At 58.1% G+C, this 17,090-nt stretch carries 15 protein-coding genes and 1 tRNA gene; 9 read left to right on the forward strand and 7 right to left on the reverse strand.

Translation table 11 applies throughout. The features are described 5' to 3' along the window. The first annotated feature begins 4 nt into the window (after window positions 1-4). From mglA to AACW87_RS22285, 3 genes are read left to right on the forward strand one after another with little or no spacing between them, the layout of a single operon-like run. Window positions 5-1,525, forward strand: coding sequence for a galactose/methyl galactoside ABC transporter ATP-binding protein MglA (mglA, locus tag AACW87_RS22275; protein WP_043142972.1), 1,521 nt, complete (start codon window positions 5-7; stop codon window positions 1,523-1,525). Window positions 1,526-1,541: 16 nt separating this feature from the next. Then, the gene (gene mglC / locus AACW87_RS22280) at window positions 1,542-2,552 is read left to right on the forward strand and encodes a galactose/methyl galactoside ABC transporter permease MglC (protein ID WP_042870254.1); all 1,011 of its coding nucleotides are present in this window, start codon (window positions 1,542-1,544) and stop codon (window positions 2,550-2,552) included. Between the two features lie 51 nt (window positions 2,553-2,603). Beyond that, entirely contained in the window at window positions 2,604-4,337 is a 1,734-nt protein-coding gene (locus AACW87_RS22285; protein WP_241326199.1) for a methyl-accepting chemotaxis protein, read from the forward strand. A 597-nt stretch (window positions 4,338-4,934) separates the two neighbouring features. On the opposite strand, the gene AACW87_RS22290 is transcribed toward AACW87_RS22285, so the two are convergent. The 3 genes from AACW87_RS22290 to AACW87_RS22300 form a co-directional block, all read right to left on the reverse strand. After that, entirely contained in the window at window positions 4,935-5,303 is a 369-nt protein-coding gene (locus tag AACW87_RS22290) for a hypothetical protein (RefSeq protein ID WP_043142730.1), read from the reverse strand. 1 nt (window position 5,304) lies between these two features. Then, on the reverse strand, window positions 5,305-5,952 hold the full coding sequence (locus tag AACW87_RS22295) for an AAA family ATPase (RefSeq protein ID WP_043142728.1): 648 nt from the start codon (window positions 5,950-5,952) through the stop codon (window positions 5,305-5,307). A gap of 100 nt (window positions 5,953-6,052) precedes the next feature. Further along, window positions 6,053-6,229, reverse strand: a complete 177-nt coding sequence (locus AACW87_RS22300; protein ID WP_103472280.1) for a hypothetical protein — start codon at window positions 6,227-6,229, stop codon at window positions 6,053-6,055. Between the two features lie 747 nt (window positions 6,230-6,976). Between AACW87_RS22300 and arcA the strand changes: the two genes are divergently transcribed. The 4 genes from arcA to AACW87_RS22320 all read left to right on the forward strand — a co-directional run bounded on the left by arcA (window position 6,977) and on the right by AACW87_RS22320 (window position 11,822). Continuing rightward, a complete protein-coding gene (gene arcA, locus AACW87_RS22305) occupies window positions 6,977-8,197 on the forward strand; it encodes an arginine deiminase (RefSeq protein ID WP_042870246.1) in 1,221 nt (406 codons plus the stop codon). A gap of 62 nt (window positions 8,198-8,259) precedes the next feature. Beyond that, the gene (gene arcC / locus AACW87_RS22310; RefSeq protein WP_043142723.1) at window positions 8,260-9,186 is read left to right on the forward strand and encodes a carbamate kinase; all 927 of its coding nucleotides are present in this window, start codon (window positions 8,260-8,262) and stop codon (window positions 9,184-9,186) included. A gap of 102 nt (window positions 9,187-9,288) precedes the next feature. Next, complete coding sequence (gene argF, locus AACW87_RS22315; protein WP_043142722.1) at window positions 9,289-10,293, forward strand: ornithine carbamoyltransferase; 1,005 nt, start codon at window positions 9,289-9,291, stop codon at window positions 10,291-10,293. Between the two features lie 122 nt (window positions 10,294-10,415). Next, window positions 10,416-11,822: a YfcC family protein gene (locus tag AACW87_RS22320; protein WP_103472279.1), complete on the forward strand. Its 1,407-nt coding sequence runs from the start codon at window positions 10,416-10,418 to the stop codon at window positions 11,820-11,822. Window positions 11,823-11,989: 167 nt separating this feature from the next. On the opposite strand, the gene AACW87_RS22325 is transcribed toward AACW87_RS22320, so the two are convergent. From AACW87_RS22325 to AACW87_RS22340, 4 genes are all read right to left on the reverse strand, one after another. Then, window positions 11,990-12,481 carry an arginine repressor gene (locus AACW87_RS22325; RefSeq protein WP_042870238.1) on the reverse strand — a complete coding sequence of 164 codons (492 nt, stop codon included), beginning with the start codon at window positions 12,479-12,481 and terminating at the stop codon, window positions 11,990-11,992. A 201-nt stretch (window positions 12,482-12,682) separates the two neighbouring features. Further along, complete coding sequence (pyrI, locus tag AACW87_RS22330; RefSeq protein WP_005318436.1) at window positions 12,683-13,147, reverse strand: aspartate carbamoyltransferase regulatory subunit; 465 nt, start codon at window positions 13,145-13,147, stop codon at window positions 12,683-12,685. A 17-nt stretch (window positions 13,148-13,164) separates the two neighbouring features. Further along, complete coding sequence (pyrB, locus tag AACW87_RS22335) at window positions 13,165-14,085, reverse strand: aspartate carbamoyltransferase (protein WP_181003674.1); 921 nt, start codon at window positions 14,083-14,085, stop codon at window positions 13,165-13,167. Window positions 14,086-14,359: 274 nt separating this feature from the next. Next, window positions 14,360-14,902 (reverse strand): hypothetical protein, encoded by a 543-nt coding sequence (locus AACW87_RS22340; protein ID WP_241326200.1) that lies wholly within the window; start codon window positions 14,900-14,902, stop codon window positions 14,360-14,362. Between the two features lie 201 nt (window positions 14,903-15,103). Here AACW87_RS22340 and AACW87_RS22345 point away from each other — a divergent pair. Then, a tRNA-Trp gene (locus tag AACW87_RS22345) sits at window positions 15,104-15,180 on the forward strand. A 319-nt stretch (window positions 15,181-15,499) separates the two neighbouring features. Next, the gene (locus AACW87_RS22350) at window positions 15,500-16,870 is read left to right on the forward strand and encodes a phosphatidylserine decarboxylase family protein (protein WP_241326201.1); all 1,371 of its coding nucleotides are present in this window, start codon (window positions 15,500-15,502) and stop codon (window positions 16,868-16,870) included. The last annotated feature ends 220 nt before the right edge of the window (window positions 16,871-17,090 follow it).

The raw sequence follows: 17,090 nt of genomic DNA on the forward strand, positions 1-17,090 counted from the left end.
TGTGATGGCTGATATGACAACACAGCAACAATCAGAATGGCTGTTGGAGATGATTGACGTCAGTAAGAGTTTTCCTGGCGTCAAGGCACTCGATAAAGTCAATTTACGGGTCCGTCCTCATTCTGTGCATGCGTTGATGGGCGAGAACGGGGCAGGAAAATCCACGCTGCTCAAATGCCTGTTCGGCATCTATGAGAAGGATGAGGGCAAGATCTTCTTCAAGGGACAGGAGATCAATTTCACCTCCTCCAAAGAGGCGCTGGAGAATGGCGTCTCCATGGTGCACCAGGAGCTGAACCTGGTGTTGCAACGCACTGTAATGGACAACATGTGGCTCGGTCGCTATCCCACCAAGGGCTGGTTCATCGACCACGGCAAGATGTATGACGACACCAAGCACATCTTCGACGAGCTGGATATTGACATAGATCCCAGGGTCAAGGTGGGCACGCTTTCGGTGTCCCAGATGCAGATGATCGAGATCGCCAAGGCGTTCTCCTACGATGCCAAGATCGTCATCATGGATGAGCCGACCTCCTCCCTGACCGAGAAAGAGGTCAATCATCTCTTCAAGATCATCAACAAGCTGAAAGAGAAGGGCTGCGGCATCGTCTATATCTCCCACAAGATGGAAGAGATCTTCCAGCTGTGTGACGAGATCACCATATTGCGGGATGGCCAGTGGGTGGCGACCCAGCCGCTCGAGGGCATGACCATGGATCAGATCATCGGCATGATGGTTGGCCGTGAACTGACCCAGCGCTTCCCGGAAAAAACCAACCAGCCGAAAGAGGTGATCCTCGAGGTTGAGCATCTGACGGCCAAGAACCAGCCCTCCATTCAGGACATCACCTTCGATCTGCACAAGGGGGAGATCCTCGGCATCGCCGGGCTGGTGGGGGCCAAGCGTACCGATATCGTCGAGACCCTGTTCGGCATTCGCGATCGCAACGAGGGTGTCATCAAGCTGCACGGCAAGGTAGTGGCGAATCACACGGCGCACGAGGCCATTCAGAACGGATTCGCGCTGGTGACGGAAGAGCGCCGTTCCACCGGCATCTACTCCCGCCTCGATATCGCCTTCAACTCCCTGATCGCCAACATGGACAGCTACAAGAGTTCCATGGGGCTGCTCAGCAACAACAAGATGAAGAGCGATACCCAGTGGGTCATCGACTCCATGCGCGTCAAAACCCCGACCCAGCAGACCCAGATCGGCTCCCTGTCCGGTGGCAACCAGCAGAAGGTCATTATCGGCCGCTGGCTGCTGACCCAGCCGGAGATCCTGATGCTGGATGAACCGACTCGCGGGATTGACGTGGGTGCCAAGTTCGAGATCTACCAGCTCATCCTGGAGCTGGCCAAGAAGGACAAGGGCATCATCATCATCTCCTCAGAGATGCCGGAATTGCTGGGGATCACGGATCGAATCATGGTGATGAGCAATGGCCGGGTCGCCGGGATCGTCAATACCAAAGAAACTGACCAGAGCGAGATACTGCGCCTGGCATCTCTGTACCTTTAGAGACAGGAAGACATTTATGGAGTCGGCTAAAAATTTCAATCTGATGCAGGCGCTCAAAGAGAACGGCATCTATGTGGTGTTGCTGGTGCTGCTCATGATCATAGTGATCAAGGAGCCATCCTTCCTGAGCCTCACCAACTTCAGCAACATACTGACCCAGTCCTCGGTGCGGGTCATCATAGCGCTGGGGGTGGCGGGCATCATCATCACCCAGGGTACGGATCTGTCGGCCGGTCGCCAGGTTGGCCTGGCGGCGCTGATTGCGGCCACCATGTTGCAGGCGCTGACCAACGTCAACAAGGTGTTCCCCAGCCTGGGGGAGGTGCCGATTCCGGTGGTGATCCTGCTGGTGTGTGCCGTGGGTGCCCTGATAGGCCTGGTCAACGGTCTGATCGTGGCCTATCTCAATGTGACCCCGTTCATTACCACCCTGGGTACCATGATCATCGTCTACGGCATCAACTCCCTCTATTTTGATTCCGTGGGCGCCTCACCGGTGGCCGGCTTCGATCCTCGCTTCTCGAGCTTTGCGCAGGGCTTCATCAAGCTGGGAGGGTTCAAGCTATCCTATCTCACCTTCTATGCCGCCATCGCCAGCGTCTTTGTCTGGGTACTGTGGAACAAGACCCGCTTTGGCAAAAACATCTTCGCCATCGGCGGCAACCCCGAGGCGGCCAAGGTCTCCGGCGTCAATGTGGCGGTCAACCTGGTGATGATCTATGCCCTGGCGGGTGTCTTCTACGCCTTCGGCGGCATGCTGGAGGCGGGCCGCATCGGCAGTGCCACCAACAACCTGGGCTTCATGTATGAGCTGGATGCCATCGCGGCCTGCGTGGTGGGCGGTGTCTCCTTCGCCGGTGGCGTGGGGACGGTTGCCGGGGTGATCACGGGCGTGCTCATTTTCACCCTGATCAACTATGGTCTGACCTATATTGGAGTCAGCCCTTACTGGCAGTTCATCATCAAGGGCGGCATCATCATACTGGCGGTGGCCCTGGACTCCATGAAGTACGCCAAGAAGAAATAACGATTGGCAGAGGGGGCTGGCCATGCCGGCCCTCTCTTCTGGAGGGATCCCATGCCATTCAAGGTCAAGATTTACGTCTTGCTGCTGCTGGCCATTCTGGTCACCATCGGCACCGCCTGGCTCAGCGTGAATCACTTCATCAGTGGCTACATTCGCACTCAGGCCACCCAGAACATCAACGAACAGATAGCCCTGGTCAAAGAGAAGCTGGCGGGGGACATCAATCAGAAAATCCTGCTGGCGGCCAACCTCAACTTCGGGGTGACCAACGTCAAGAAGACCCTGGAAGAGACCGGCTTTCATAACATAGTTAAGGTGATCGGCGACATGGCGTTCGACGTGAGCGGCGTCATCAACGACACGGCCAGGGTCGACGCCCTGCGCAAGCTGATCCCTGAGGCGAACAACCGGATCACAGTCAGCCCGCTGCAGCAGCTGGATGGCAAACCCGTCATCTCCATCCTGGTACCGCGTGGTGCCGACTCTGCCTACCTTTATTACCTCGACATGAGCGAGTTCAAGAACCTGCTGGAGAAGGTGAGCGGGGAGGGGCGCTACTTCTCCCTTGCCGACGGTCAGGGCAATGTGCTCTACAGCAGCAAGCCGCAGGGTGAGAGCGAGTCACGCCCCAACCCGCTGGATATTCGCGGCAGCAGCTGGACGCTGACCGGCTACATAGACCTCGACTACATTCGTACCATGACCCAGGCGCTCAATGGCCAGATCGTCATGGCCCTGCTGGCGGTCGCCGTGCTGGTATTGCTGCTGGCCATGCTGGCGCTCAATGTCGCCTATCGTCCCATCCTCTCGCTGCGGGATCTGGTGCTGGAGCTGTCTCGTGGCAGTGGCGATCTGACCCGCCGCCTGACGGTGACCAGCACGGATGATCTGGGCCAGATCTCGGCCGGCATCAACCGTTTCATCGAGCGTCTGCAGGAGATGATGGGGGAGGTGCGGCAGGCGAGCGGCCAGCTCAACAACGGTATCGAGGGGTTGGCCAGCCAGACCGGGGCTGCGCAATCCCTGCTGGCGGACCATGTGCGCGAGACCGAGCAGGTGGTGACCGCCATCAACGAGATGAGCCGCACAGCGGTTTCCGTCTCGGAGAGTGCCGCCAGCACGGCCCAGCTGACCGGCCAGAGCCAGCAGCTGGCAAGCCAGTCCCGTCAGGTGGTTGATCAGGCGATGGCCAGCGTGATGGCGCTGGTGGACGAGGTGGAGGAAACAGCCCGCTCCATCGAAGCCATGCAGCAGGATGTGCAGCAGATTGGCTCGGTGCTCGGGGTGATCGGCAGCATTGCCGAACAGACCAACCTGCTGGCGCTCAATGCCGCCATAGAGGCGGCCCGCGCCGGTGAGCAGGGACGCGGCTTCGCTGTGGTGGCGGACGAGGTCCGCTCGCTGGCGGCTCGCACCCAGAAGAGCACCGCCGAGATCCAGACCATGCTGGCCAGTCTGCAGCGAGGTACCCGCACAGTGGTGGAGGCCATGAGCAACACCAAGCAGAGCTGTCAGGGCGCCGCCGAGAACACCACCAAGGTCAACGAGTCGCTGGACCTGATGGCCGGCGAGGTGGTGGAGATCAACGATCTCATCAGCCACATCGCCACGGCGGCCGAACAGCAGAGTGCGGTAGCGGAAGAGATAAATCGCAACATGAGCGCCATCGCCGAGGTGATCCGTCAGCTGACGCACAATGGGGAAGAGACTGTGACCAGCTCGGCTTCAATGCAGCAGACCTATCACAGACTGAGGGAGATAGTGGGGCACTTCCGGCTGGAATAACGGCATCTGGGGGGCCAGGTAAAAAAGGCCAAAAAGATGGGGGCGACTTGCGTCGCCCCCGATAGTCTTATCGCTCATGTCCTTGAACGAAGTTGCTCCCTGCAATCCCTGACTATACCTCTTCCTTTAGGTTTCCCCTTCCCAATCCTTTGGGGTGTCCTTTAGCCATCATGGCCTGACGAGTCATCCGTTCCCGTCGCACTTTCTCCGTCCTGGGAGGTGTCCTTTACCACATCCTGTGGTGAGTCCATTTGCCCAACCCTGGCAGCCAGTCTTCCTGACCGACTTCATTGCGTCCGTGCATGAGTAACTATAAGGATTTCGCAGGGGACGACAACGTCAGCATGAAAAACGTTTTTACGCATCTCGTTACGCAAGAAACTTGTTGTGATTTTTGTCATTTAAAATCATATGGTTGAGTGTTAAATGTTCAGGTTTTTAGATCCTATCTTCCGATTATCGCGGGATCTTTTTCGGCGTCTGGCTCACAGGGAGGATGGCGAATGTCTCACACGTCGTTTAACTCGGGTTCAGAAAGGGGGAAGAGGCAGATGTGTGGTTGCCGAATAAGGTGAGAATGACTACCAATATGGTGGGTCAGCTGTGCTCCTGCAGCCGTTCATAGATGGTCTGACGCTCTTCCGGGCTCAGTGAAGAGAAATAGTGGGTGAATAGGCGCAGCAACAGGGATTTGTTCATGCCGTCCTGCTGGGTCAGGCTGCCAAGCTCGTCGATGGCGGCCGTGCTCAGGGAGAAGGTGGCCTTTTTATAGCTGGGTTTCAGATAGTCGCCGCTTTCGATAAAGGCGAGTGCCGTCAGGGCTTCCTCCCGATGCAGGTTCAGCTCAAGGCTGACCACCTTGGGTTTGCCCTTGGCATAGAAGTCCGCATCCTCGATGAACTCGTCTATGGTGAACTTCTTCTGATGATGCAGATTGTGTTTCTTCTTCAGGTCGGCAAGGCCCATCTCACACCTCCAGCTCCAAAAACTCCTTGGCGATGGCCCGGATCTCCTCGGCCGACTTGCCATCGGGTTCGATCTCCATGACGGAAAGGCCCTTCTCCTCGCTGTCGTCATAGACGTTGCGACCATAGGTGATGGCGTTCAGCACATCGACCCCGAACGAGGCGCATACCTCCTTGGCCTCCAGGATCCGTTTTACCTGGTTAGGCAGGGCCGGGCACTGGGTCAGCACCACGGCGGCCTTGAGGGTGGGATTGACCATCTTGCAGGTGGTGATGAGATCTTCCATGTGTGGCAGGGTCTTGAGATCGCGGCGTTTGGGCCGCAGCGGGATCAGGCCATGGGTGGCCACCGCCATGGTGGAGCGCAGCGCCCGGTTGTCCTGGCCGCCACAGTCGACGATGACATAGTCATAGCGGTTCTTCAGGCTGAGCAGGTCGTTGCGAATATTGCCGTAGAGCTGAACGCAGTTTATCTGGGGCAGATCCGGGTTGTCGTTGCGCTCCTGGATCCAGTCCGAGGTGGTGCGTTGCGGGTCACAATCGACCAGCAGCACTTCGCCATGAAACCGGGTTCTGAGGTAGACCGCCAGATTCTGGGCCAGACAACTCTTGCCGCTCCCTCCCTTCTCTCCACCGACCAACAGGATCATGACTATCTCCTATCCCTATGAAAAATAGCTGCCTTGAGTATAGGAGGGGGTTGAAGCATGACAAGCCAAGAGGAGGTGACCTCCTCTTGGGCTCTCACTTTCAGTAGTGCTGGCTGCCGCCGTACCACTGGCACACGTACTCGGGGACCAGCATCTGGGGAGCCTGGTCGACATGGCAGACCACCATGGGGATGGCGGGCGCTCCCTCAGCGCTGACCAGCGATGGGGTCATGGGCAGGATCAGGGCGGCGAACAGGAACAGTGACTTGATCTTCATGGCTATCTCCTTGGTGACAGAACACGGCGTGATCTGGATCACTTTCTGAGTTAAGCCGAGCCGGCCCGCGACGCAAGGTTATGAAATAAATTCAACGAATGAAAAAAGTTTGAAAAGAGGGTGTAGCGGGGTCGCTGAGAAATACATGACCAAGATGCGGGCTTTGTGCATATCCATATAACAGGCATGTTGCTGACAACTTGTGCCGCGAGCCTGTGGCGGCGGCTTTGGCACAATGCCATGATCTGGGACAAGAAGCAGATTATTCAGCGCTCCACCCGCTTATGACTATTTATCTCGGTGCCCATCCCTTAAAAACCAGTGAAAAATTCAGTTTAATGCATATTAAATTCAGGTGACGAGTTTATGTTTTATATCACTTTGAAAATAATGGTTTTTTGTTTTTTGTTATATCCCTTAGTAGATATAGGTCGTGAATGAAATAGGATGAAATATGAAATAAAAGCGTGGATTAATGCGTGTTAATGCATGGTGTCTGAATGAGAGATTGTCAGTTCTGTTATCCTCATCAAAGAATAAACCGTGATTTTATTCAGTTCAGAGTGAATGTGATCAATGTCTAAGTTTATCGTGATTGGCAGGTCTAACCTCGGTCTCGAAAGGCAAGGGCAGGATAGAACACAAGCTGAGTACCCTACATAAAGAATATCCCGCCTTAGCCACGAGCATGAATAGAAGGAATCTATTCAATCACTCGCAGGGACCACTGCTAGACGGAATATAATCATGAGCAAATTTTATGTAGGTTCTGAAGTTGGCCAATTGCGCCGTGTCATGTTGCACCGCCCCAACCTCAGTCTGAAGCGTCTGACCCCTTCCAACTGCCAGGACCTGTTGTTTGATGATGTCCTGTCGGTTGAACGCGCCGGTCAGGAGCACGACAAATTCGCTCAGGTACTGCGCGATCAGAATGTCGAAGTTTTCCTGCTGACCAACCTGCTGGCTGAGACTCTGGATGTGCCGGAAGCCAAAACCTGGCTGCTGCAACATCAGGTCTCCGATTATCGCCTCGGTTCTTCCCTTGCCAACGACGTGCGCTGCTTCCTGGCTGACATGCCGCACCGCGAACTGGCCCGCATTCTCTCCGGTGGCCTGACCTACTCAGAGATGCCTTACAGCGGCGTCAACATGGTAGTGGGCATGCACGCCCCGACCGACTTCATCATAGAGCCGCTGCCCAATCATCTCTTTACCCGTGACACCTCCTGCTGGGTCTATGGTGGCGTCTCCATCAACCCCATGGCCAAGGCCGCCCGTCGCCGCGAGACCAACCATGTGAAGGCCATCTACCGCTGGCACCCGCAGTTTGCCGGTCAGGACTTCATCAAGTACTTCGGTGACGAGGATCGTGACTACGACAACTCCACCATCGAAGGGGGTGACGTACTGGTTATCGGCCGTGGCGCCGTGCTCATCGGCATGTCCGAGCGCACCACGCCGCAAGGGGTCGAGCACCTGGCGCGCAGCCTGTTCAAACACGGACAGGCCAAACAGGTCATCGCCATGCAACTGCCGAAACATCGCAGCTGCATGCACCTGGATACCGTCATGACCCACATGGACATAGACACCTTCTCCGTCTATCCGGAAGTCATCCGCAAGGATGTGAACTGCTGGAGTCTGACTCCGGGCGGTGCCACCGGCATGAACATCAAGGAAGAGGGTTACTTTGTGACCGCCATCGAGAAGGCGCTGGGCGTGGATCAGCTCAAGCTCATCACCACAGGTGGTGACACCTTCGAAGCCGAACGCGAACAGTGGAACGATGCCAACAACGTGCTGACGGTGCGTCCTGGCGTGGTTGTGGGTTATGAGCGCAACACCTACACCAACGAGAAATATGACAAGGCCGGCATCACAGTTCTCTCCATCCCGGGTGAAGAACTGGGTCGTGGCCGCGGCGGCGCCCGCTGCATGAGCTGCCCGATGGAACGTGACGGCATCTAACAAGACGGCGTGGCGCCGGCAGAGGCTGGCGCCACAGATACCAAGACTCGAGATCAACACTCATGAAAAAACCAACTGTCGTCGTCGCCCTGGGTGGCAATGCCCTGCTCCGTCGTGGTGAGCCCCTTGAAGCGGATATCCAGCGCAAGAACATCGCCACCGCCGCCAAGACCATCGCCCTGATCGCTCAGGAGTACAACGTGGTGCTGGTACATGGCAACGGCCCGCAAGTCGGCCTGCTGGCCCTGCAAAACAGCGCCTATACCAAGGTCGCGCCCTATCCCCTGGATGTGCTGGGTGCCGAGTCCCAGGGCATGATCGGCTACATGCTGATCCAGGAGCTCAAAAACCTGATGCCGAGCCGCAACGTCACCGCGCTGCTGACCCAGGTGCAGGTCGATCCCAAGGATCCGGCGTTTGCCAATCCGACCAAATTTATCGGACCCGTCTATGACGAAGCCGAAGCCCGCATCCTGGCCGAAGAGAAGCACTGGGTGGTCAAGGCCGACGGCAAGTTCTTCCGCCGCGTGGTGCCGTCCCCGCTGCCCCAGCGCATCGTCGAAGGCGATGCCATCGAAACCCTGATCGCCCAGGGACACCTCATCATCTGTACCGGTGGTGGTGGCATTCCCGTGACCTGGGATGGCCAGTGCCTGACCGGCATCGAAGCCGTCATCGACAAGGACATGTCTGCCGCCTACCTGGCCAAGCAGATCAAGGCCGATGCCCTGCTGATCCTGACCGACGCCGATGCCGTCTACCTGGATTGGGGCAAACCGACCCAGCACCCGCTGCGCGTCACCAGCCCGGCCGAACTGGCTGGCGTCAAGTTCGATGCAGGCTCTATGGGGCCCAAGGTCGAAGCGTCCTGCGAATTCGTCAAGGCGACCGGCGGCATGGTCGGGATCGGTTCTCTGGAAGATGGCCTGGCCATCCTCAAGGGCGAAGCCGGCACCAATATCGTTGCCACCCGCACCGTGAATGCCTAGTCAACAACACTGCCCGAATGGGGCCTGAACAAGTTTGTACTGTGTATGCGTAGTCAATAACACTGCCCAAATTGGTCTGAACAAATATAGAGAGAACTCATCATGGCTTTTAATCTGCGTAACCGTAACTTCCTGAAACTGCTGGACTTCACCCCGCGCGAAATCCAATACATGATCGACCTGGCCATCGACCTGAAGAAAGCCAAATACGGTGGCTATGAGCGCAAGCACCTGGTCGGCAAAAACATCGCCCTGATCTTCGAGAAGACCTCCACCCGCACCCGTTGTGCGTTTGAAGTGGCGGCCTTCGACCAGGGCGCTCAAGTCTCCTACCTCGGCCCAAGCGGTTCCCAGATCGGTCACAAGGAGTCCATGAAGGACACAGCACGTGTACTGGGCCGCATGTATGACGGCATCGAATACCGTGGCTATGGCCAGGAAATCGTGGAAGAGCTGGGTGCCTATGCCGGCGTCCCTGTCTGGAACGGCCTGACCAACGAATTCCACCCGACCCAGATCCTGGCCGACTTCATGACCATGCTGGAGCACGGCAAGGGCAAGCGTCTGGATCAGATTAAGTTCGCCTACCTGGGTGATGCCCGCAACAACATGGGCAACTCCCTGATGGTCGGCGCCGCCAAGATGGGCATGGACATTCGCCTGGTCGCACCGAAAGCCTTCTGGCCGGAAGAAGCGCTGGTTGCCAAGTGCCGCCTGATCGCCGAAGAGACAGGCGCTCGCATCACCCTGACCGAGGATGTGAAAGAGGGCGTGCTGGGTACCGACTTCCTCTACACAGACGTCTGGGTTTCCATGGGCGAAGCGAAAGAAGCCTGGGATCAACGGGTGAAACTGATGACCCCGTACCAGATCAACATGGATGTCATCAACGCCACCAAGAACCCGGATGTGAAGTTCATGCACTGCCTGCCGGCGTTCCACAACGATGAGACCACCATGGGCAAGGAAGTGGCTGACAAATATGGGATGAAAGGTCTGGAAGTGACCGAGGACGTGTTCGAATCCGAGCACAGCATCGTGTTCGACGAGGCCGAAAACCGGATGCACACCATCAAGGCAGTGATGGTTGCTACGCTGGGCGACTAAGGTCGCAGTAGTGGTGCCGGGGGGCGACCCCCGGCTTTTCGACCATGTGACGGCGGCATAATACCTCTAACCCTACGACCCGCAGCTTGCATGGATACCACACCACAGAAGGAAGCTGGACCATGACCAAATTCAAGTTCCCATCAGCCTACACCATACTGTTTGTGCTGATCGCCTTGGTGGCCGCCCTGAGCTGGGTAGTGCCAGCCGGCAAATACGACATGATCATGAACGACGCCCTCGGCAAGGAAGTGCCGGTGGCTGGAACCTACAAGCTGGTAGAGGGGAATCCCCAGGGGATAGTCGACGTGCTGCTGGCACCCATCGATGGTCTCTACAACCATGATACCTATCAGGCAGGCGCCATCGACGTCTCCCTGTTTATCCTGATCATCGGTGGTTTTCTTGGCATTGTGACCAAGACTGGTGCCATCGATGCCGGGATCGAGCGCGTTACCGACCGCCTGCGCGGCCGTGAAGAGTGGATGATCCCGATCCTGATGGCGCTGTTCGCCGCAGGCGGCACCATCTATGGCATGGCTGAAGAGTCGCTGCCTTTCTATACCCTGCTGGTCCCCGTGATGATGGCCGCCCGCTTCGACCCCGTGGTTGCCGCCGCGACCGTGTTGCTGGGCGCAGGTATCGGTACTCTGGGCTCTACCATCAACCCGTTTGCGACCGTGATTGCCGCCAACGCCGCCGGCATCTCCTTCACCGACGGTATCTGGCTGCGCGTCGCCATGCTGGTTGCCGGCTGGCTGCTGTGCGTGGCCTATGTCATGCGCTATGCCAAGATGGTGCGCAACGACCCCAGCAAGTCCTTGGTGGCTGACAAGTGGGAAGAGAACCGTGCCCACTTCCTCGGCAACAAGAGCGATCAGATGCTGGAGTTCACTCTTACTCGCAAGATAGTGCTGGGTATCTTCGTCGCCGCCTTCGCCGTGATGATCTACGGGGTGGCCGTGCTCGGCTGGTGGATGGCGCAGATCTCCGGCGTCTTCCTGGCCGCCGCCATCATAGTCGGCGTCATCTCCCGCATGAGCGAGGAGGAGCTGACCTCAAACTTCATCGACGGTGCCCGTGACCTGCTCGGTGTGGCCCTCATCATAGGTATCGCTCGCGGTATCGTAGTGGTGATGGACAACGGCATGATCACTCACACCATATTGCACAGCGCAGAAGGCATAGTGACCGGCCTCTCCACCGTAGTGTTCATCAACGTGATGTTCGTGCTGGAGCTGGTGCTCTCCTTCCTGGTGCCGTCCTCCTCCGGTCTGGCCGTGCTGACCATGCCGATCATGGCGCCCCTTGCCGACTTCGCCAACGTGGGTCGTGAGCTGGTGGTGACCGCTTATCAGTCCGCCTCCGGCCTGGTGAACCTGGTGACGCCGACCTCCGCCGTGGTCATGGGTGGCCTAGCCATCGCCAAGGTGCCCTATGTACGCTGGCTGAAGTGGGTTGCGCCGCTGCTCGGCATCCTGACAGTGCTGATCGTAGCCTGCCTGAGCCTGGGTGCCGTGCTGGCATAACAGGTGAAAGACGACATGAAACGGGAGCCAGTGGCTCCCGTTTTTTATGGCCGAGAAACAGGACAGGACGGGGAATCCGGCGCTCCCCTTACATGAGCCCGCAATCGGGTGGGCAAGACAACAAAAAGGCGACCCCGGGGTCGCCTTGTGCATTCAGGGGAGGAACGTCAGCGCGCCTGCTCCAGGGTACGCACCACGGCCGCGTGGGCCAGGCGGGTGCGGCTGATATGGCGCGGCGCGACCAGAACCACATCGTTGCCCGCGACGGCGCCCATGATCTCGGGATTGGCGTTGCGATCCAGCAGGCGGGCCACCACAGTCGCGGCACCCGGGGTGGTGTGGATCAACACCATCTGCTGGTTGTGCACCACCTCGCGCACCATGTCGTGGATGGAACGGGTGCTGCCGGCGGGCTCCAGCTGCTCGTCCACCAGGGTGTAGACCTTCTTGCCGTTGGCATTCTGGGCCTTGGCCACGCCGAGGCGGCGCAGCAGACGGGAGATGGTGGACTGGCTGATGTCGGCAAAGCCGCGCTCCGCCAGCTCGCGGCGGATCTCCTCCTGGGTGCTGTAGCAGTGCTGGCCGATGATCTGGCGACAGGCATCCAGCTGGGCCAGATCGGGCTCTTGTTCAACGGGACGACTGAGGGTTTTGACCACGGCGATTTCCTTTGACTGTGACCGAAGGCTATCGCTCGAAATCTGCCACCAATGCCTTTTAATAGCTAAAAGTTCTGATGGAAAGGAGTGAGGCAGGGAATGAGCGATGTTTAGCCTTTATAGGATGGCAAATTATAGCTAAACGGAAAATCTGTGATGTGACAGGGGTCAAAAATGGGCCCCACAGGGCCCATTCAGATATCAGTAACGTTCGCTGACTATGTCCTGGGTGAAGGACTTCTCGCAGTATTTGCACTTCATGCGCACCACGCCTTTCACCTCCCGCACCCGGAAGTAGCTGTCCACCGGCTCGTTGTGGGAGATGCAGTTGGAGTTGGGGCAGTGGAACACGCCCGTGATGAACTCCGGCAGTTCCAGCTGGTGCTTCTTCACCACGGCGAAGTCTTCGATGATGTTGACGGTTGCCTTGGGGGCAAACAGGGCCAGCTGGTTGGCCTGTTCCGCGGTCAGGCGGGTGTTCTCTATCTTGATGAGATCCTTCTTGCCCAGCGCGCCGGATTTCAGGTTGAAACCGACGGTGATCCGCTCCTGGGTCTCGATCAGCTGGAACAGCTTGAGGATCTTGATGCCTTGGCCGGCGGGGACGTGGTCGATGACGGAGCCGTGACGGATGGCTTCGACTTGCAGTTGATTCTTCTCGGACATGATGTTCCCCTTTTCCCTTAGACGGTTTCGTTCAGTACCAGAGCCAGCAGTGCCTGGCGCGCGTAGACCCCGTTCTCCGCCTGCTGGAAGTAGTAGGCGTGGGGAGTCTTGTCGACCGCCACCTCGATCTCGTCGACGCGGGGCAGGGGGTGCAGGATCTTCATGGTGGGCTTGGCCCCTTCCAGGGTGGCCAGCTCCAGCACGAACTTGGCGGCCATGTGCTTGTACTCGGTCTCGTCGAAGCGCTCTTTCTGGACCCGGGTCATGTAGAGGATGTCGAGCTCAGGCATCACCTCTTCCATGGTCTCGTGCACGCTGAACTGGATGCCCTTCTCTTCCAGCTCCTCGCAGATATAGTCCGGCATCGCCAGCGCTTCCGGGGAGATGAAGAAGAAGCGGCAGTTGAACAGGCTGAGGGCCTGGGCCAGGGAGTGGACGGTGCGGCCGTACTTGAGGTCGCCGACGAAGGCGACATTGAGGCCGTCCAGCTTGCCTTGCGTCTCATGGATCGAGAAGAGGTCGAGCAGGGTCTGGGTCGGATGCTGGTTGGAACCGTCACCGCCGTTGATGACAGGCACGCGGGAGAACTCGGAGGCGAGGCGGGCGGCACCCTCTTTCGGGTGACGCATCACCACGGCATCCGAGTAGGAGCCGATGATCTTGATGGAGTCGGCCAGGGTCTCGCCCTTCTTGGCGCTGGTGTTGCCACCGTCGGCGAAGCCGATGATGTTGCCACCCAGGCGCTGAACCGCGGTCTCGAACGAGAGGCGGGTACGGGTGGACGCTTCGAAGAAGCAGCTGGCAACCAGCTTGTCTTTCAACAGGCGGGTGTCGGGCTCGGCCTTCAACCGCTGTGCGGTTGCGACCACCAGTTCCATGTCGGGCCGGGTCAGGTCCGAAATGGAGATGACATGTTTCTTATAGAGTGGATTGGTCATCGTCTGCATTCCCTTTGACATCAATGAAGGTTTTTCGGGCACAAAAAAAAGCCCCTGAAACAGGGGCTTTTTTTAAAAATAACTGGGGATCTGTGGGTCGGGAACCGGAAACAACGGGGCCGCTCTGGTGCGCTCCACCCGTCTGCAAGGCTGTTTTCTGAATCAAAAACTGCATCGTCTCGTCTCGACCTTTTTCAAAACCGGACAGATTATAGAGTCGCATTTTGAATTGTCAAAAATTTATTTCAAAGGCAAGATTTGCACGGGAAAACGTTTAAGTGTCGTGAACGGGTCGGCAAACCCACACGCTGTGTTCCGTTTGCAGGGGCAGGGCATCTTCGGCCATGCAGCGCAGATAGGCGAGTCTGTGGTGCCCTTCCAGCAGGCAATAGGGTTGCGGCAGCGGCTGTCCGTCCGGGTAGCGGCTATCCGGTGCGGGGGCCAGCACTATGATGGGTTCGGACCAGGAGCCCTGGGTCAGCATGTATTCGCCGAGCCAGGATCGACGCACGTAACGATTGTGGCGCAGCATCTCGCCCCAGCGCTCGACCACCTCCATATGGCGGGAGCTGACCTGGGTCACGATCTGCTCCGTGGGCCAGCTCTCGCACTCGAACTGGTGACGGGCCAGGTCGATAAAGCTCCAGTTGGACTCAAAACCGCGCCAATGGCGATAAATCCACTGGGAAAGCACGCTGTGGGGAATGAAGGGCACTCGCGGCGCGACCCGGTCGAGATAGTCGGGCAGGGACTCCGTCTTGCGTTCATCCCTGAAGTTGAGCGGTGCCAGTTGTTGGAGCAAGCGGTAATTGAGCATGAGTAGCCTCCCGGATCCAGACTTAACCCTACCCCCATTTATGTGGCTTTCCTACCCTGACAAGGCTGTAAATACAGCAAGTTACCCCGTCAGGCTGCGCAAATTGCCGCGAGTTGCTCGTCATTTGTGCAATCGAATCGAAAGTGAGAAAAAAGCCTTTACCTTTGAACCCGGCTTTGTATAATTCGCCTCGTTTGTTGCAGGGGCGTAGTTCCAATTGGTAGAACAGCGGTCTCCAAAACCGATGGTTGCGGGTTCGAGTCCTGCCGCCCCTGCCATTTTCAGAAAAGCCAGCTCATTGAGCTGGCTTTTCGCATTTCTGCGTTCCCGGTTTTTCCTCCCGTCATACCTGCTCCTATGGTTGCCGTTTTACGGCGGCGTCAGCCCGTTCCCGGCGCCTCTTTCCCTTCAGATCCCGCACCGCCCCTGACCGCTAGTCGCTATTGCGCCAATTTGCCCTGTCGTTTCTGGCAATCGTGCTTCACTGGCTCGTGTGCTACACCACATGGGCGGTGTCATTGCGTGTTGATGGCAAACCGGTAGCCAATGCTCAAGCCGTGGATTGTGGGCGTGAACATCATTTGAGGAGATAGACTCATGAACAAGGCAGTTGAAACCCGACTGAACAAGTCTCGCCCCGGCGGCTGGGTGCCACAGGATAGTGCCCATATCGAGCGCTGGATCCGGCGGATCAGGCACTATGTCGCCAACCAGCCGAGCGCGCTTGTGCCGCCCATCGCCGAGCTGCGGGATCTGGTCAACGCCGACCCTTCGCTGCATGTCCAGGCCGAAGCCATGTTCAAGGAGGCCTGGCGCCACAAGCACCTGACCCCGCTCGGTCAGATCGAGGTGCGATCCTTCGAGGAGTTTCTGGGGCTGCTCAACGGCATCATGACCACGGCCCCCGAGGCGTATCAGGACATTCCGACGCACGAGCCCTCCGGCCTCATAGGTTTTCCCATCAATGCGCTGCTCGACTGGCCCATGGCGACCCAGTCCGGTTATCACTTCTTCGCCAACGCCCTGATCAACCAGCAGTTCAAGAAGATCCTCGATTACTGGGCGTTGTTTCTGCAAAGCCCGGCTTCACGCTACGTGTTGAACGAGCCGGTCAGCCGGCTGGATCATGAGACACTGGTGGTGCCCTGGCTCGGCAAGGTGGCCAAGGCCGAAATGGTCAAGGTGGCGACCGGCGCCCTGGGTGAGGGCCCCAATCCCACGCCAGCCAGCTTTGAGCAGATCTTCCAGTGCGATCCGGCGGCCGAGTATCATGGCTTCGGCAGTTGGGATGGGTTCTTCACCCGCACCTTCCGCCCCGGTGTGCGGCCTGTCTCGGCGCCGGCGGATGACAACGTCATCGTCAACGCCTGCGAATCGGCGCCGCTGCAGGTGAGAAAAGAGGTGAGCAGCAGCGATCAGTTCTGGCTCAAGGGTCAGCCCTATTCGCTGGACAACATGCTCGACTTCGATGATCTGGCGCCTCGCTTCGACGGCGGCACAGTGTATCAGGCCTTCCTCAGCGCCCTCAGCTATCACCGTTGGCACAGCCCGGTGAGCGGCACCATTCGCAAGGTGCGCGTGGTCAACGGCACCTACTATCTGGAGAACCAGTTCGAGGGCTTTGTCGACCCGCAGGGGGCGGATCCCAGCGCCCCCAACAACTCGCAGCCCTTCCTCACCTCGGTGGCAACCCGGGCGCTGATCTTCATCGAAGCCGACAATCCCAAAATCGGGCTGATGTGCGTGGTGCCTGTGGGCATGGCCGAGGTATCGAGCTGCGACATCACTGTGCGGGCGGGGGACAGGGTGAAGAAGGGGGATCAGCTCGGCATGTTCCACTTCGGCGGCTCGACCCACTGCTTGCTGTTCCGCCCCGGGGTCAAGCTGGAGTTCGACTTTTACGGCCAGACCCCGAGCCTGGATGCCGGCAACATGCGGCTCAACACCGCCATAGCCCGGGTGCGCTAGCGCGTTTTTCTGCGGGTTGAATGCACGCAGGCCACCTCCTGGAGGTGGCCTTTTTTACACCTGCTGAGGGGCATCGGCCGGGGTTCTGAGGGGATTTTCCCATGCCGGATGGCAAGGGGCATTGCCAGGGTTCACTTACTGATTCATTTAAAATCAACGGATTGAAATTCATGGATCGGGATTTTCTGTCGATATAGTCCACACAGGGCGTGCAGCTTTG

It is taken from the genome of Aeromonas sp. MR7 (assembly GCF_963899385.1).
Lineage (GTDB): Bacteria > Pseudomonadota > Gammaproteobacteria > Enterobacterales > Aeromonadaceae > Aeromonas > Aeromonas bestiarum.

Bases quoted from the DNA above. Each gene is read 5' to 3' on its own strand.
- arcA (WP_042870246.1), top strand. From the start codon at position 6,977: ATGAGCAAATTTTATGTAGGTTCTGAAGTTGGCCAATTGCGCCGTGTC.
- argF (WP_043142722.1), top strand. From the start codon at position 9,289: ATGGCTTTTAATCTGCGTAACCGTAACTTCCTGAAACTGCTGGACTTC.
- AACW87_RS22285 (WP_241326199.1), top strand. From the start codon at position 2,604: ATGCCATTCAAGGTCAAGATTTACGTCTTGCTGCTGCTGGCCATTCTG.
- pyrB (WP_181003674.1), bottom strand. From the start codon at position 14,085: ATGACCAATCCACTCTATAAGAAACATGTCATCTCCATTTCGGACCTG.
- AACW87_RS22290 (WP_043142730.1), bottom strand. From the start codon at position 5,303: ATGGGCCTTGCCGACCTGAAGAAGAAACACAATCTGCATCATCAGAAG.
- AACW87_RS22340 (WP_241326200.1), bottom strand. From the start codon at position 14,902: ATGCTCAATTACCGCTTGCTCCAACAACTGGCACCGCTCAACTTCAGG.
- pyrI (WP_005318436.1), bottom strand. From the start codon at position 13,147: ATGTCCGAGAAGAATCAACTGCAAGTCGAAGCCATCCGTCACGGCTCC.
- mglC (WP_042870254.1), top strand. From the start codon at position 1,542: ATGGAGTCGGCTAAAAATTTCAATCTGATGCAGGCGCTCAAAGAGAAC.
- AACW87_RS22350 (WP_241326201.1), top strand. From the start codon at position 15,500: ATGAACAAGGCAGTTGAAACCCGACTGAACAAGTCTCGCCCCGGCGGC.
- arcC (WP_043142723.1), top strand. From the start codon at position 8,260: ATGAAAAAACCAACTGTCGTCGTCGCCCTGGGTGGCAATGCCCTGCTC.
- mglA (WP_043142972.1), top strand. From the start codon at position 5: ATGGCTGATATGACAACACAGCAACAATCAGAATGGCTGTTGGAGATG.
- AACW87_RS22320 (WP_103472279.1), top strand. From the start codon at position 10,416: ATGACCAAATTCAAGTTCCCATCAGCCTACACCATACTGTTTGTGCTG.
- AACW87_RS22300 (WP_103472280.1), bottom strand. From the start codon at position 6,229: ATGAAGATCAAGTCACTGTTCCTGTTCGCCGCCCTGATCCTGCCCATG.
- AACW87_RS22295 (WP_043142728.1), bottom strand. From the start codon at position 5,952: ATGATCCTGTTGGTCGGTGGAGAGAAGGGAGGGAGCGGCAAGAGTTGT.